We start from the raw sequence: 14,960 nt of genomic DNA on the forward strand, positions 1-14,960 counted from the left end.
ATCGGTCTCATGTAGCACATCAGTTCAAAGTTTAGTGTCAGGCAAATTCGAACCAGTTTGAGCAAAGCCAGTAAACTCGCAATGCTCCGATGCGTGCTTGGGTAGAAACGGTTCCATCTATGGCAAACATTCGCACGAATTGTATCGATGCCACGATTTTGCAAAAAGTCTTTCGATTTTCGAAGTGATAGTAACAACCGATCGATACTCATTTTTGCCACGCGAGTGATCCCGGGCCTCGGTTTGAAACAAGTGAAAGGCAAACGTTTCATCATCGAATCAGGCTAAGAAAACCATCCTCCAACCTCAACCGATGTTCTTCTGACCAGCCTATGCTTGGGGTCGTTTTGTCGTGAAATGGTAGCTTCCAACAGCAAAAAACTACAGCGAGACAGGCCGTTAAGGCATATCATCCATTTTGGCTTATGGATTTCAGAAGACGGGAGGTCCTATGACGCGGATAGCTTTGGTCGCGGGAATAGTCACTGTTTCCAGCCTAGCCGGTTGCTGGGAAGAAGAAGTAGTAAATGTTGCGCCTGAGCCTAGGCCCGTCCTTGCAATGCAGGTCGGCGAGACGGATTTTCTTGGGCAAAGAAGTTTTCCCGGCCGAGCGCGCGCTTCTAGAGAAGTGTCTCTTGCGTTTAGGGTTCCCGGTACAATTAGCCAAAGGAAAGTGAGTATCGGGGACGAGGTTCAAGAAGGCGATGTAATAGCCGTTCTAAACCCTGAGCCTTTTCAAGCCGATGTTGCACGTCTCGAAGCCGACTTGGAGGCCGCGAGAGCCGACTTTTTTGCAAAAGACGAGCAGTTTAACCGCGTTTCGAAACTTGTTGAGAGTGGGACGTATAGTGCAGCGCGCGGAGATGTGTCGCGTGCCGAACGCGATACAGCTGCCGCACGGGTTAGTTCGGTGAGTTCCGCCTTGGAGCGCGCACGGATCGATCTATCTTATACTGTGCTAAAAGCACCATACGCAGGCCGAGTGGTCGCGGCTTACGCTGAAGACTTCGAGGAAATCGCAGCACAAAAGCCGATTATCCGCTTGCTCGATGCCTCTTACGTTGAAATGATTATCGACATTCCAGAAACCCAAATTGCGTTGGTGCCACTCGTTGAAGAGTTAATGGTTAGTTTCGACGCGTTTCCTGATGTTGAATTGGTCGCAGTGGTTTCAGAAATCGGTTCAGAAGCCTCTCAAACAACTCGCACATACCCGGTCACTATTGTCATGCAGCAAGCAGATCAGTCCACGATCCTGCCCGGCATGTCAGGCAGCGCCCGAGCGAGCAAGGTAACGGAACCAAACCGGGCATCCGGTGTTATTGTACCGGCTAGTTCCCTTCGACCGCTGCAGCCGGGGGGCGACCAAATGTCGGTATGGGTAATTAACGAGTATTCTGGCGAAGTAACTTTACGACCTGTCCAAGTTGGCCAGCTGCTTTCCACCGGAACAGAAGTCACGAGCGGGCTTTCTGACGGAGATTGGATCGTCACGGCAGGAACGCATAGCCTTAAGGAGAACCAAGTAGTCAAAATTTTGAACACCGCAGAAGGTGATGAGAAATGAGCTTGCAAAGAGCGGCGATTGACAACAGTACGGTCACTTGGTTCGCGGCGGCGCTCATATTAGTTGGCGGCGTCGCAGCATTTTTTTCATTGGGCCAACTCGAAGATCCAGAATTCACTATCAAAACTGCAGTAGTTTCGACCGTCTACCCAGGTGCTTCTCCACAAGAGGTTGAGCACGAAGTAACTGAAGTAATCGAACTCGAACTGCAAAAGTTAAAAGAGCTGGATTCTATTGAGAGTTTCTCGCGCGCAGGCCACTCGCGCATAAAGGTGAACATTAAGGCAAGCTACAGCACTGACGAACTACCGCAGATATGGGACAAAGTGCGTTCACGCACCAGCGAGGCTGCTCGGAGTCTTCCTCCCGGGGCTGGTGAGCCGATAGTCATTGATGATTTTGGGGATGTTTTTGGCCTTTTGCTGGCGTTGACGGGCGACGGCTTTTCACCCGCGCAACTAGAACGGTACGCCGACGACATTAAACGGGAGCTGAGTCTGGTAGATGGTGTCGCCCGCGTAGATCTCTGGGGAGTACGAGAACGGAGGGTGTATCTTGAAGTTTCGGCGAACCGCTTTAAAGACCTCGGCTTGTCGGACGTGACCATTGCACAATCAATAGCGAACCAGAATGCAGTGGTTGATGGAGGTCGGGTCTTTCTACCCAATCGCGCGCTACGCGTCGCCCCAACGGGAGAAATCGCAAGTGCCGCTGACATTGAGGATCTCATAATTCGCCCAAGTTCTATAGACGTGATCCGAAGAAGCGCTGCCTTTGGCGATCTAGTTGGATCTGGCGACGAAGTGCTGCGTCTTCGCGACATTGGGGATATTGTAGAAGGGTACCAAGATCCGCCTACTCAACTTCTGCGGTTTAACGGTCTTCCGGGTGTGGGGATCGCAATCACTAATCGCCCAGGCGAAAACGTAGTAGATGTTGGAAAACGTGTGGATGCGCGACTTGCTGAACTTCAGCAGGACTTACCCGTCGGACTTGAGGCGCAAAAGGTTCATTGGCAGTCAGACGATGTGGACGCCTCTGTCCAAGGTTTCTTTGTGAGCTTGTTTCAGGCAATAGCTATCGTCCTATTGGTGCTTACATTACCGATGGGTTGGCGTATGGGCGTAGTCATCGGGACCGCACTTGTTCTGACAGTTATGGCAACGTTCTTAATGATGAGCGTTTTGGGGATCGACCTTCAGCGGATGTCACTGGGCGCGCTGGTAGTCGCACTAGGAATGATGGTCGATAATGCGATTGTTGTAGCGGACGGCTACGCTGTTCGCGTCTCACAGGGCCAAAAGCCACGTGATGCAGCCATTGAAGCAGCCAGCAAGCCTTCTTTGCCCCTTCTTGGTGCAACTGTCATCGCGGTGATGGCATTCTATCCGATCTTTGCGTCCGAGGAGAATGCCGGCGAGTACTGTGCTACGTTGTTCTCCGTTGTGGCTGTATCGCTGCTTGCGTCGTGGGTTTTGTCAGTAACTGTTACACCACTTCAATGCATGACCATCCTGAAGACTACTGCAGACAGAAACGAGGGGAACCAATACGAGGGAAAGCTTTACAACCATTTCCGAAACGTGCTGCATCTTGCTATCCGGATGCGGTTTGCCACGATCTCACTCGCGGTATTGCTACTGATGTCGTCCTTGTCCTCCTTTGGGGCGGTAAACAAGCTATTCTTTCCCGACTCGGCAATGACCAAGTTTATGATTGACTACTGGATGCCTGAAGGCACCCGCATCGAAACGGTCGCTAGCGATATGAAAGAGATTGAGGCACAGCTACGATCGGATGAACGAGTAAAAGACGTTGCCTCTTTCATTGGTTCTGGTCCACCGAGGTTCTATCTGCCCGTTGAGCCTGAACCTGCTAATCCCGCCTATGGCCAGCTGGTGGTCAATGTTCATGATTTCCGGGAAATTGACTCGCTAATCTCTGACATTTCTCCGCTACTGGACAGCTTCTATCCGGATGCACTAATACCCATTCGTAAATTTACGGTAGGGCCAGGGGATACCTGGAAGTTCGAACTTCGAATTAGCGGACCGGGAAACGCGGATCCGAAAATCCTTCGTGAACTTGGCGAAGAGGTGCTAACAGTAGTTTCCGCCAGCCCGTTTGTTGGCCTCATGCAGACCGACTGGCGTCAACGCATGATCGAGGTGCAACCCGACTTCAACCAATCACGAGCAAGCTGGGCCGGTATCACACGTGACGATGTCGCGCGTGCGATCAAACGGACATACGAAGGTCAAGTGATTGGTCTTTTCCGTGACGATGACGACCTTGTGCCGATTGTGATGAGAAACGTGTATGAAGAGCGTGCTCAAACCGGCAATCTTGATTCGGTTGGTGTCAGTTCTTCAGCCGGTACAGTCCAGGTGCCCGTCCAACAAGTTGTGGACGGAATTGCGTTGAGGCCTCAGGAAGCGGTAATCGCCAGATACGACCGACGCCGTACACTGACTGTTCAGGCGACCCCAGCGCTCGGTTCAACTCTGCCGACGCTTTACGACGACGTCGTAATCGCATTAGAGGAGATCAAGTTGCCGCCTGGCTACCGAATTGAATGGGGTGGAGAACGGGAAAACAGCGTGAAAAGTCAGTCTTCGCTGGTTCCGGGTATTATCCCGGCAGTGGCAATCATGGTGTTCCTGATGGTCGCACTTTTCAACGATTTGCGGCCGCCAATCGTGATCTTGCTGACGATTCCCTTTGCGCTAATTGGCGTGATCTTCGGTCTGCTTGTTACCGGGGTACCATTCGGGTTTGTCGCATTGCTTGCAGCGATGAGCCTCGCGGGGATGATGGTGAAGAACGCGCTTGTCTTGATCGACGAGGTCGGAGCCGGAATCGAGCGTGGGCTGGACCGCTACGACGCCACTATTGAAGCGGCGGTGTCACGCCTTCGCCCCGTTGTACTGGCGGCGGCTACTACCGTTCTTGGCGTGGTGCCGTTGCTTCAAGATGTCTTTTGGGTTGGAATGTCGGTGGTCATCATGGCGGGCCTGTCTTTCGGGACCATTCTTACCATGATCCTTGTGCCGACTCTTTATGCCACAATTTACGGTTTGAAACGCCCATCATCAGAAGCGCCTTCGCGCCGCGCCTCGTCCAATCTAATGTCCAAAACCGTTGAGAATTGATAAAAAAGTTCACATGGATAGGTTCCGATCAATACAATTGTGGCTCCGCAAAGGTGTGAAAAGGTGCCTGGAAACCTTGGAGGATAGGGTGAGCCGCAAGCATTGGTTGATTTCCGGCGCAGCAAAATATGTTGCCGCATTTTTTAGAACAGTAATCGACCAGAACTTTTCCCAACACCGCATTTGGCTTAGCTACTTTGGGAAGGAAGCAGCTCTAGATTAAAATTGTCGATGTTGGCCTGTGAGGTTCAGCTGACAGCGGGAGGTTAATCCATGTCGAAAACGGTAACTCGGTTGTTGCCTTACCTTTTTGTTGCGTTTGCTTTTTTGAGCTTCAGCGCAGCCTACGCTCAGTCAGCGGAAACGGCAGAGCAGCAAGTAGACTGGCTGCAATTGGGCATGGGATTGTTTGGTGGCTTGGCGCTCTTTCTGGCAGGGTTGGATCTTTTGTCTGAAGGGTTAAAGAAGGCCGCTGGAAACACGCTTCGCAATGTTCTTCAGAAGTTGACCGTGAACCGGTTTATGGGCGCTGCAACAGGGGCATTCGTCACCGGTGTTCTGAATTCTTCCTCTGTAACGACGGTATTGGTCGTAGGATTCGTTACAGCCGGTGTTATGACACTGGCACAGTCCGTCGGTGTGATCATGGGCGCAAACATTGGTAGCACCGTAACTGCGCAGTTACTTGCCTTTAACCTCTCCACATATTCCTTGATCGCGGTCGCGCTTGGCTTTTTCATGACCTTTGGCAGCAAGAATGAGCGCCCCAAGTACATCGGTATGATGATAATGGGCCTTGGCCTTGTGTTCTACGGAATGGGCCTGATGAGCGATGGCATGAAGCCTTTGCGCAGCTATGAACCCTTCTTGGAAATTCTCGCCAGCATGGAACAGCCACTTTTCGGAATTCTGGCAGGAGCTTTGTTCACCGGGCTGGTCCAGTCCTCCGCGGCCACCGTAGGCATCGCAATAGCCATGGCCAGCGAAGGTCTTCTGTCTCTTCAGGCGGGGATTGTTCTAGCCTTGGGGGCAAACATAGGAACCTGTGTTACGGCATTGCTAGCGGCGCTTGGAAAACCGGTAGAGGCTGTCCGTGCATCCGTTGTCCATGTTTTATTCAACATAGCTGGTGTTCTTATTTGGCTGCCGTTCCTAAGCATACTTGCAGATATTGCCGTCAATGTTTCACCTGCGGCGGCAGAAGGTCTGGATGGTAAAGACAAATTAGCCGCAGAGGTGCCTCGGCAGATCGCGAACGCCAATACGATGTTCAATGTCCTCAATACGATGATATTTATTGGCTTCACGACAGCCTTTGCACGCCTAGCGGAAAGATTGGTCCCGGATCGGCCCGAGCCGGAAGACATTATTGTCCAGCCTGAGTTCCTAGATGACGCAGCGCTGGAAGCACCCACAATCGCGCTTGAAAACGTCAGAAGGGAGATCGAGCGAGCCGGTCACATCGCATTGGAAATGATGGATGCTTTAGGTGAAGGAGCCGTACATCACAAGAAGGATGAGTTGGAGAATGTAGCAAGACGCGATGATGAAGTGGACATCTTGACCTCGGAAATCATGAAATATCTCGGTCGCATACGGCAAAGCTCACTCACGGAAAGCGAAAGTGAAATCCACCAAAAACTCGTGACGGCAATTATTGATATCGAGAGTGCGGCTGACATCATCGAAACTGATATGGTTGAACTCCTCAAAACATTCTTCGACGGAGAATATTCCGAAGGCAGTCAAACGACCCGAGAAATGGTAGAGGGGCTGTGGACTTGTGTAAGGGAAAGCCTTGCACTTGCAGTTCGGGCTGTAGGGAATAGTGACGAGCGCTCTGCCCAAGAAGTTTTGTTGCTCAAGGACGATATTCGAGACCTGTCAGATCAGCTATTCGAAAGACATGCCAAGCGTCTAAACGCTGACGACCCTCGGTACTTAGAACGTGTTCGACTGCTTATGACCTTTATCGAGCAATTGCGCCATATGTATACGTTGACAAAGCGCGTCGCAAAAACACAACTTCCAGTCGAGGTCGCCACTGAAGCGGCCTAAGCAGTCTTCGAAGCAGGTTTTTCGAACACGGCACGTTATTATGGTATAGGAGGATTAAACATCCATCCTAGGTAACCATATGGTTTTATTGAACTTTGGCTGCGCAAAGGCTTTCTTGAAGCAAAGCCTCTTCAGCGACGAAAACAATCGCCGCTTCGACGACAAGTAACCGCTTTGCGAATAAAGCCACCTTGTGAATTTCCAGCAAAAGTCATTGGTTCCGTAGCTCGGCGGTTCCGATAGTTGGAAACGCGTAGGTTTCGAGGGAACTGATCCATTGTTTTCGATGCTTATCGTTTCGGGCGACACCGTCAACTTGATCGGCCCAAACTTGGCGGGAGGCTTCTTCAAAACTGACAATTTCTCCGCGTTGACGATCGCGGTGTTCAGCCGGATCGCTCCCTGAGCGAGCGATTTGATGCCATTCAGCTGCCTTCTCTCGTGCGTCCGCGAGAGACAACGTGTAGACTGAACCCATACCAATCTCACGCCGGCGACCGTTCACCGTGCCTCGCCATTGCCACCAGCGAGATCCATGATCGGAAACAATTAGATAAAGGCCTCGGCCATCAGCGTATCGGCCGGGGCGCTTTTCATTTTTGACGCGTTGAAAGGTGAGTTGGTTGCGAACTATCTTGGGCAAAGTTCGAGGATCTCCGGCAATGGAAACCCACCATAAACACCCACCAAAAAATCGTAAAGCCCAGAAACTAACAGCAACAGATGGAAACATACTCTTTGTAAATTACTACAAAAATATAAGAAAAAGTGACGCTCAGAAACATATGTAAACACCAATTAGTCGGACTTCGTCTCCGCCATCAACCCATTGAAAATAGGCCGCGCTTTGAACGAGCCTCGGCCGTGCCTATGACGGAACCTGTCAATCAAGAAACGATTGAGTGCTGTTTCGGATTGCCCGAGTGAAAAATAAACGCCTGGCTATTGAGCCGGCTGGGCCGTTTGGCCTGTGCAAAGCGCTTGGCGATTTCTGGGTGGCGATTGTTTGGTCAGGAAGAGCCGCTCTTGGTCATCGTTTTTAACATTTGGGAAAAATACAGACCCGGAGCGAGCCGGTTCACGATGTGCGCGATCCGCGCCACTCGGCCTACGGGAATGAACTGCTTTTCTTGCTCAAGCCCGCGCAGGATAACGCGCGCTGCATCGTCGGGTTCCATATAGTCAACGCCGTCCGTGGCGGACCCGGGCCGGACAAACCCTTGCTGCGCTGTACCCGGCCGCCCGATATTCGTGGCCACGAAAGAAGGCGCGGCGATACTTACGCGCACGCCATGTGCGATTTCCTCTGCCCTGAGCGATTTGAAGAACCCTTCAAGCGCGTGTTTGCTGGCTGCATAGGCGGTGCGATGAAATAGCGGCGCAAACCCGGCAACCGAGGATATGGCCAAATGGGTTCCTTTAGATTGCCGCAAGGGGTGCAGAAACTGACTGGCGCAGTCAACCGCTGCAAAATAATTGATCTCGAACAGATCGCGGTGCGAGGCCATGTCGCCTTTGGCGAAGGCAGAGATTTGCGAAACGCCCGCGTTGTAAATCACCAGGTCAATCGACGCGCAGGACTTTATGACCTGGGCGCAAGTCTCCTTGATCTGGTCCGGCTGGGTCAGGTCACAGGCAAAGGTGGTGACGCCGTCCACACGGGCAAAAGAGTCCAGCTCGGGCCCCGGAAGGTCAATAAGCACGGTGTGCCACCCTTGCGCGCGCAACGCCGCGGACAGGGCTCGGCCCAATCCGCCCGCGCCGCCGGTTATCACTGCGGTTTGTGTCATTGGGCGGCCTCCCACCAGCGTTGAAATGCCTCTGCACTTGAAAGTTCGGGCTCGTATCCGAAATCTGTCCTAAGTGCTGAATTATCCAGAACAGGGCGATACAGCAAAAAGCGCACCTGCTCGGGACCATAGCGCGAAAGACCCAGAGGGCGCGCGACTGTCAGGGCTGCTTTGACCAATCCGGGCTGTAACCATCGAACCGGCTTTCCCATGGCCGCTGCGATCTGTGAAACGGTCAGCGATCCGTTTCCGGCAACGTTGAAGATACCAGCAGGGCTGTCAGTCGCAGCCCGAAACAGAATCTCCGCCAGATCCCTGTCCCAGATAAAGACAAACGGGCTGTCCGATCCCGTGAGGCCCAAAAGCCGAGGCTTGCGGAACAGGGCGGTGATTTGGTTCTCTATGTTTGCGCCAAGCACCGTGCCGACACGCAGGACGACTTGTTCCAAATCCGGCGCGGTGTGTCTGGCCTCTGCCAGCATCTCTTCGACCAAACGTTTGTGCCAGGAATAGGCGAATTCGGGATTGCCGCGTATCGCATCGGTTTCTTTTAGTGGAACGGGGTTGTCCGGGTGATACCCGTAAGCCGCACCGGATGACGTCACCACAAACCGCTGGGTGCCTGCACCGATGGCCGCGTGCAGCACATTGCGCGTGCCTTCGACATCGACCCTGTATTCCAATTCGCGGGTCGAGTCCGGCCCGGGTGTCACAATCGAGGCAAGGTGAACAATCGTGTCAGGACGTTCTTCAACGATAACGGATTGTGGGTCGCTTCCCGTCACGTCCATCTTTCTGAACCGCGTGTTTGCTGGCAGGTCGGACGGTTCCCGAATGTCGGTGGAGATGACCTCAATATCGGAATGGGGCCCAAGACGGCGCAGCAACGCCGTTCCGATGGTTCCGGCGGCACCGGTGATCAGAATCCGGTTCATTGCGGTATCTCTCGTCTGGCAAAAAACGCGGCAAGGGCGATCCCTGATATTGCATGCCATATCCCCCACAGCGCGGCAGCAACGGCCATACCACCCAAGCCGCCGAAGAAGGCGAAGATCAGGATCAGCCCCAGCCCCGAGTTCTGAATTCCGGTCTCGATCGTAACGGAGCGGCGATCACGCTCGGACAGGCCGGCTGCGGTGGCGGTGAAATAACCGCCCAGAAAGGCCAACGCATTGTGAAGGATCACCAGCCCGACGATCGCCCCGGCAAACTGAAGGAAGTTGTCCCAGTTCGCGGCAAGCGCCACGACGATGAAGGCAACGAAGATGGCCATAGACAGCCACTGCATGGGCCGGCGAATGCGATTGGCGAACCGTGTAAAGCGTGCATTGACGATCATTCCAAGGATCAGCGGCAGGATCAGCATGAACCCCACGGTGATGGCCACTGCGACCGGGTCGATCTCTGTGCGTTGCAGGATTTCACGGGTCGGGCCATAGAGGTTGCCCCAAAACGCGATATTTGCCGGTGTGACGATGATCGCTGCGACGGTTGCGAAGGCCGTCATCGACACAGATAGCGCGACATTGCCCTTTGCGCGATGGGTCATGAAATTCGAGATGTTCCCACCGGGACAGGCCGCGACAAGTATAAGCCCCATCGCGACAGAGGGCATGGGTTTCAACGCGACGATCATCAGGAATGTCAGGGCCGGCAAAATGATGAACTGCGAAGTCAGTCCGACGATCAGGGGTTTGGGCCCCCGCGCTACCCGTCGAAAGTCATCAAGCCGAAGGTCCAGCGCGATGGAAAACATGACAACGGCAAGGATGGCGTTCAAAAGCCTCAGGTTGCCCGCGTCAAAGTTCAGCGCGACCTGGTCGATCCCCTTCATCTTTCCGCCGCCCTGAGAGCTGCGATCTGGCCCGTCACTTCGCGCCGATAGGTTGCCTTGTCGACGTAGTAGGCCATGCGGGGCAGGTCGATATAGTTCATGCCGCCCGTTGCCCGTTCAAACCCTTCGGCCTTGGTCGCACGGATCGCCTGTGCTGCCGTGTTTCCAGACCGCAGCCCGGCAATATATCTGGCGATCATTTCGGCCTGCTCGTGTCGGCCCTGCCAGCCCAGCCCGGACGCCTCGACCATGCCCAAAACAAACACGTCATCCCGTTCAGGATGCATGCAGTTCAGATAAAGATGCGGCGCGTCCCCTTTCCAGTTCAGAAGCGATTTGTCGATGAATGGGTAGTGCAGCTTGTAGCCGGTCGCCGCCAGAACCATGTCGTACTCGGCCGAACTGCCATCGCGGAAGTGGACGGTTTTGCCTTCAAATCGCGCAATGTCAGGGCGCACTGTCAGGTCGCCATGCCCAGCGTGGAACAGGATAAGCGAATTCACGACGGGGTGGGATTCGTACAGCTCGTAATCCGGTTTTGGAAACCCGTATTTCTGAGGGTTTCCCACGAACCACTTTAGAATTGCGCTATCCACCTTGCGCTTCAGCCACATCGGAAGACGGATTTTTCCGCCCATTGTGTCAGCGGGTTTGCCGAATACATATTTCGGAACAAAGTAATATCCGCGACGCATGGAAATGTCGCAGGAAACGCCGTGGTGGATCGCATCCACGGCAATATCACAGCCCGAGTTTCCTGCACCGATGACCAGAACCCTTTTGCCCGCGAATTGGGTTGGATAGCGGTAGTGCGAAGCGTGAATGAACTCGCCGGTGAACGTGCCCTCAAACTCTGGCATGTTGGGTTCCGACAGGGTACCGTTGGCGATCAGAACGCCCGCGAATTGTTGTGTCTGCTCGGTGCCGGACGAGTCGCGCCAGCGGACTTCCCACCCGCCTTTGTCCAGCGGCGTGGTGCTCAGGACCTCGGCTCCGAAATGGAAGTGCTGATACAAATCGAACGCGTTGGCGAAGTCCTGAAAATAGGTCTTCAATTCGCGGTGTGACGGATATTCAGCCGTTTCCTCAAGCATTGGGAAATCTGCGAATTCGGTCATGCGTTTTGAAGAAATGAGGTGGGCGGTCTCGTACATCGTGGACCGAGGTGCATCAATGTTCCACAGACCGCCCACGTCATCTGCCAGTTCAAATCCTTGAAACGGCACGCCCTGCTCGATGAGCGTTTTTGCCATCGCAAGACCCATGGGCCCGGCCCCGATCAGTGCAAAACTATCTTCCGGGCGGGCCTTCACCTTTACCGGTTGGCCCGCTCCCAACTGCACCTGCTCCATGCGTCTCTCCTCCTGCGACGTCATTTACCTTGAACGATCGTTCTAAATAAGGCAAACTGATTTTTGAGATGTCACAACACGCTGTAAAAGAAAGAAAAAGGGCGCCGTCGCAGCGATCCGTAGCTGCGCGAGAGCGAATCCTGGATGCGGCAGAGCAGGTTTTTTCCGAACGGGGATTCGAGGGCGCATCGATTCGAGACATCGCGGGACGGGCGCAGGTTCAGAAGGCGAATGTGAATTTTCACGGCGGCCCAAAAGAAGAATTGTTTGAGCGGATCGTCGCGCGCCGGGCCTCTGTTCTGTCCGAAGAACGCCTTGCTGCGATCAAGGCGCTGGAGGGTCAGGATTGGCGGGTCAGGGACTTTGTCGCGGCCTATATGCTGCCGCTGATCACGCGCGCATTCGGCGGTGATCCGCAATGGTTGGCTTACGCGCGTATCGTGGCGATGGTTTCCGCGGATACGCGCTGGCGGGCGCTGGCAAAGGTGCATTTCGATCCCGCCGCATCCTTCGCGGTTCAGGCGTTGTGTGCGCGGTTCCCCAACGCTGACCCAAACCGTGTGTCCGCGTCGTTGGTCTATGCGGTGTCTGCGATGTTGGCTTTGTGTACGTCCGACTGGCGTATTTCAGCCCTGTCCGGGTCCGAAGGTGGACCCGAGGCAGAGGACGTGATCGAGAACCTGCTAAGCTTTTGCGAGGCTGGCATTACCGGCAGTTTAAGCACGGGGTCGTCGTGACCCGGTGAGTTGTGCAGGACCTGCCGCGTGTCGGGTCGGTTAAGTGTATCCCAGAACCTTGCGTGCGACGCGGAAGCATTCCAACGCCTGCGGGACGCCGCAGTAAATGCCGATCACGTGAATGATGGCGCGGATTTCTTCGGGGGATACACCGTTGTTGATCGCGCCTTTGCAGTGGATTTCCCATTCATGCATCTTGCCCAATGCGCCGATCATCGACAGGTTCATCATCGACCGTGTCTTGGCGTCGATCACGTCATCGCCCCAGCCAAAGCCCCAGCACCATGCGGTCATGGCCTCTTGAAACGGGCGGGTGAAGTCATCGGCTGCGGCCAGATTCTTCTCGACATATTCCGCGCCCAGAGTGCCTTTGCGTTGTTCCAACCCTTTCAGGAACAGGTCTTCGTCGAAAATATCTGCCATTTTATCCTCTGCTTTTCGGGTTTCGGTCGCTTGCGCGGGACGTCAGTCCACGGCCTCGCGCATCCATTGTTGCAGCCGGGCGATCGAGTGTTCCGACATCACACCACAACCGGGGTCCAAGACCAATGGTCCGGGACGATAGCCGCGGGATTTCAGGCCGCGATGAACGGATTCCACCAGACGGATATCTTCTTCCACGGTGGTTTCACGGTCTTGCACGGCCAGTTGCCGGATCACGGCGCTTTCGGATCCACCCTCGGTGTACCAGCCGCGCCAGACGGTGCAGTGATCGGCGTCATGTGCGCGCCAGTGATAGGTGTTCAGTACGTTGCCGGGGTAGCACTGAAATGAGAACATCGGCCACAGGAACCACGACTGATAGTCGCCCGCGTGCGGCACAGACATGTCGATGGGATAGGTCATCTTGTCGAGGCTCTGACACTCGGTCGTGTGCCGCAGGACGTAACCGCCGCTGGCGTCGGGCTGAATGTCATATGTCTCGGGCTTGACAACACCTTCGGCGAAGGTCGGGTGGTTGGTCGGGCAGTGATAGCATTCCGAGTAGTTCTCGATACTGACCTTCCAGTTGCAGTTTTCTTGGATTTCCACCCACTCCAGCGGTTCCAGATCGTCAATATGCGGGATAAAGGCGCGGATTTCCTCGCGCACGCCGGGGTACCATTCATCCATGGGTGCTGCGTCATCATCGAGGTTGACGAAGATGAAGCCGTTGAACACTTCGGTCCGCACCGAGGTCAGGCAGATCGCGCTGCGGTCGAAACCGGGAACCGATTTGATATTCGGCCCGGCGCGCAACTGGCCTGTCAGCTCATAGGTCCACGCGTGATACGGGCAGACGACAACGCGGGTATTGCCTGCGCCGCTGACCATCTCATGGGCGCGGTGTTGGCAGACGTTGTAGAAGGTGCGGATTTCACCGTCGCGGCCCCGGATGCAGAACAGGTTTTGCCCCGCGATCTCGAACGCGAAATAGTCGCCCGGTTCACGCACCTGTGCCACGTGACCGGCGAATTGCCATGTTCGGGCCAGAAGCCCCTGCATTTCCTGCGCGAAGATCGCGGGATCGGTATAATAGCGCGCGTCCAGTGAGTGGGTGAGGGGGGCGTTCATTCAGGCTCCTCCGCGTAGAGGCCAAGTTGGTGTCTGCGTTGGTGAAACCGATCCACCCGCTCGACGATTTCGTCGCTGGACACGGCCACCACAAAGGACAGCAGCGTTTCCAGCAAAGCGATGGTCGAAACGGACGAGGGGAAGAATTGCGGCGTATCGGCGGCCACGACAAAGCCGTGCTGCGCGTTCAGAATGACCGGACTGGCCGGGCTGTCCGAGATGCCCACCACAGTCAGCCCCTGTTGTCGGGCCAGTTTGATCGCGTCGATCACCTCGGTCCGATAGGGGTGGCAGGTGATGGCAATCAGCACGTCCTGTTCATCGGCCCAGGCCAGATCGTCCACAGGGGTCGATCCGGGGCGAGGGATGGCGTGGAACTGCTTCATTCCTGTTGACGCAAGATAGGTGAAATTGCGGGCGTTCGCGTTGTTCACGCCGACGCCCAGTGTGAAGATTTGGCGGCATTTCCAGATATCTTCGGCAGCGGCCTTCAGGCGGGCCGCATCTATCCCGGCAAAGGTTTCCTCGATATTGCGGATCGCGGCACCGACCATATCGGCGTAAAGCCCGCCCAACTCGCCCGATTTTCCGATATCCTGCAACCAGCGGGCGCGATCGGGGAAGGACACGCCACCTTGCCGAATCGCATCGCGGAACGGGGCGCGGAAATCCTCATAGCCTTCAAAGCCTACTTGCCGGGCCATGCGGACAAAGGTGTTGGGCTTGACCTTCGCGGCCTCGGCAATCTCGCGCACGGTGGAAACCCCAACGTCTGTTGGGTTTTCCAGCACATAGCGCGCGGCCTTCTGCGCCTCGGGCGTCAGGGCGTCCCACTCTTCGGTGAGGCGGTCGAGAACGATTGATGATACATTTGTGTCATTCATGATTGACGATGGTACAAATGTGGAATTAGCCT

12 protein-coding genes are annotated in these 14,960 nt (G+C 54.8%); 4 read left to right on the plus strand and 8 right to left on the minus strand.

What is annotated here, in order from left to right:
- Positions 1-451 precede the first annotated feature (451 nt).
- From ACR0B7_RS12855 to ACR0B7_RS12865, 3 genes are all read left to right on the plus strand, one after another.
- On the plus strand, positions 452-1,567 hold the full coding sequence (locus ACR0B7_RS12855; protein WP_170486597.1) for an efflux RND transporter periplasmic adaptor subunit: 1,116 nt from the start codon (positions 452-454) through the stop codon (positions 1,565-1,567).
- Positions 1,564-4,719, plus strand: coding sequence for an efflux RND transporter permease subunit (locus ACR0B7_RS12860; RefSeq protein ID WP_480681642.1), 3,156 nt, complete (start codon positions 1,564-1,566; stop codon positions 4,717-4,719). Before ACR0B7_RS12855 ends, ACR0B7_RS12860 begins: the two co-directional genes overlap by 4 nt.
- 273 nt (positions 4,720-4,992) lie before the next feature.
- Complete coding sequence (locus tag ACR0B7_RS12865; RefSeq protein ID WP_170486599.1) at positions 4,993-6,777, plus strand: Na/Pi cotransporter family protein; 1,785 nt, start codon at positions 4,993-4,995, stop codon at positions 6,775-6,777.
- A gap of 211 nt (positions 6,778-6,988) precedes the next feature.
- Here ACR0B7_RS12865 and ACR0B7_RS12870 read toward each other — a convergent pair whose 3' ends face one another.
- From ACR0B7_RS12870 to ACR0B7_RS12890, 5 genes are all read right to left on the minus strand, one after another.
- Positions 6,989-7,510 (minus strand): Arm DNA-binding domain-containing protein, encoded by a 522-nt coding sequence (locus ACR0B7_RS12870; protein WP_480681644.1) that lies wholly within the window; start codon positions 7,508-7,510, stop codon positions 6,989-6,991.
- A 277-nt stretch (positions 7,511-7,787) separates the two neighbouring features.
- Complete coding sequence (locus ACR0B7_RS12875) at positions 7,788-8,567, minus strand: SDR family NAD(P)-dependent oxidoreductase (protein ID WP_170570666.1); 780 nt, start codon at positions 8,565-8,567, stop codon at positions 7,788-7,790.
- Positions 8,564-9,502 carry an SDR family oxidoreductase gene (locus tag ACR0B7_RS12880; protein WP_170570669.1) on the minus strand — a complete coding sequence of 313 codons (939 nt, stop codon included), beginning with the start codon at positions 9,500-9,502 and terminating at the stop codon, positions 8,564-8,566. The genes ACR0B7_RS12875 and ACR0B7_RS12880 overlap by 4 nt, the downstream gene beginning before the upstream one ends.
- On the minus strand, positions 9,499-10,401 hold the full coding sequence (locus tag ACR0B7_RS12885) for a bile acid:sodium symporter family protein (RefSeq protein ID WP_170485232.1): 903 nt from the start codon (positions 10,399-10,401) through the stop codon (positions 9,499-9,501). The genes ACR0B7_RS12880 and ACR0B7_RS12885 overlap by 4 nt, the downstream gene beginning before the upstream one ends.
- The gene (locus ACR0B7_RS12890; protein ID WP_170485230.1) at positions 10,398-11,753 is read right to left on the minus strand and encodes an NAD(P)-binding domain-containing protein; all 1,356 of its coding nucleotides are present in this window, start codon (positions 11,751-11,753) and stop codon (positions 10,398-10,400) included. Before ACR0B7_RS12890 ends, ACR0B7_RS12885 begins: the two co-directional genes overlap by 4 nt.
- A gap of 68 nt (positions 11,754-11,821) precedes the next feature.
- Here ACR0B7_RS12890 and ACR0B7_RS12895 point away from each other — a divergent pair, with 68 nt between their 5' ends.
- Positions 11,822-12,490, plus strand: coding sequence for a TetR/AcrR family transcriptional regulator (locus ACR0B7_RS12895; protein ID WP_170485229.1), 669 nt, complete (start codon positions 11,822-11,824; stop codon positions 12,488-12,490).
- Between the two features lie 39 nt (positions 12,491-12,529).
- Here the strand turns inward: ACR0B7_RS12895 and ACR0B7_RS12900 are convergent, their stop codons facing one another.
- The 3 genes from ACR0B7_RS12900 to ACR0B7_RS12910 are packed head-to-tail and all read right to left on the minus strand — an operon-like array spanning position 12,530 to position 14,928.
- Positions 12,530-12,913 carry a carboxymuconolactone decarboxylase family protein gene (locus ACR0B7_RS12900; protein WP_170485228.1) on the minus strand — a complete coding sequence of 128 codons (384 nt, stop codon included), beginning with the start codon at positions 12,911-12,913 and terminating at the stop codon, positions 12,530-12,532.
- A gap of 42 nt (positions 12,914-12,955) precedes the next feature.
- Entirely contained in the window at positions 12,956-14,044 is a 1,089-nt protein-coding gene (locus ACR0B7_RS12905; RefSeq protein WP_170485227.1) for an aromatic ring-hydroxylating oxygenase subunit alpha, read from the minus strand.
- Positions 14,041-14,928 carry a MurR/RpiR family transcriptional regulator gene (locus tag ACR0B7_RS12910; protein ID WP_170415223.1) on the minus strand — a complete coding sequence of 296 codons (888 nt, stop codon included), beginning with the start codon at positions 14,926-14,928 and terminating at the stop codon, positions 14,041-14,043. The genes ACR0B7_RS12905 and ACR0B7_RS12910 overlap by 4 nt, the downstream gene beginning before the upstream one ends.
- Positions 14,929-14,960: the final 32 nt, after the last annotated feature.

The organism is Ruegeria sp. BB6 (assembly GCF_056539385.1).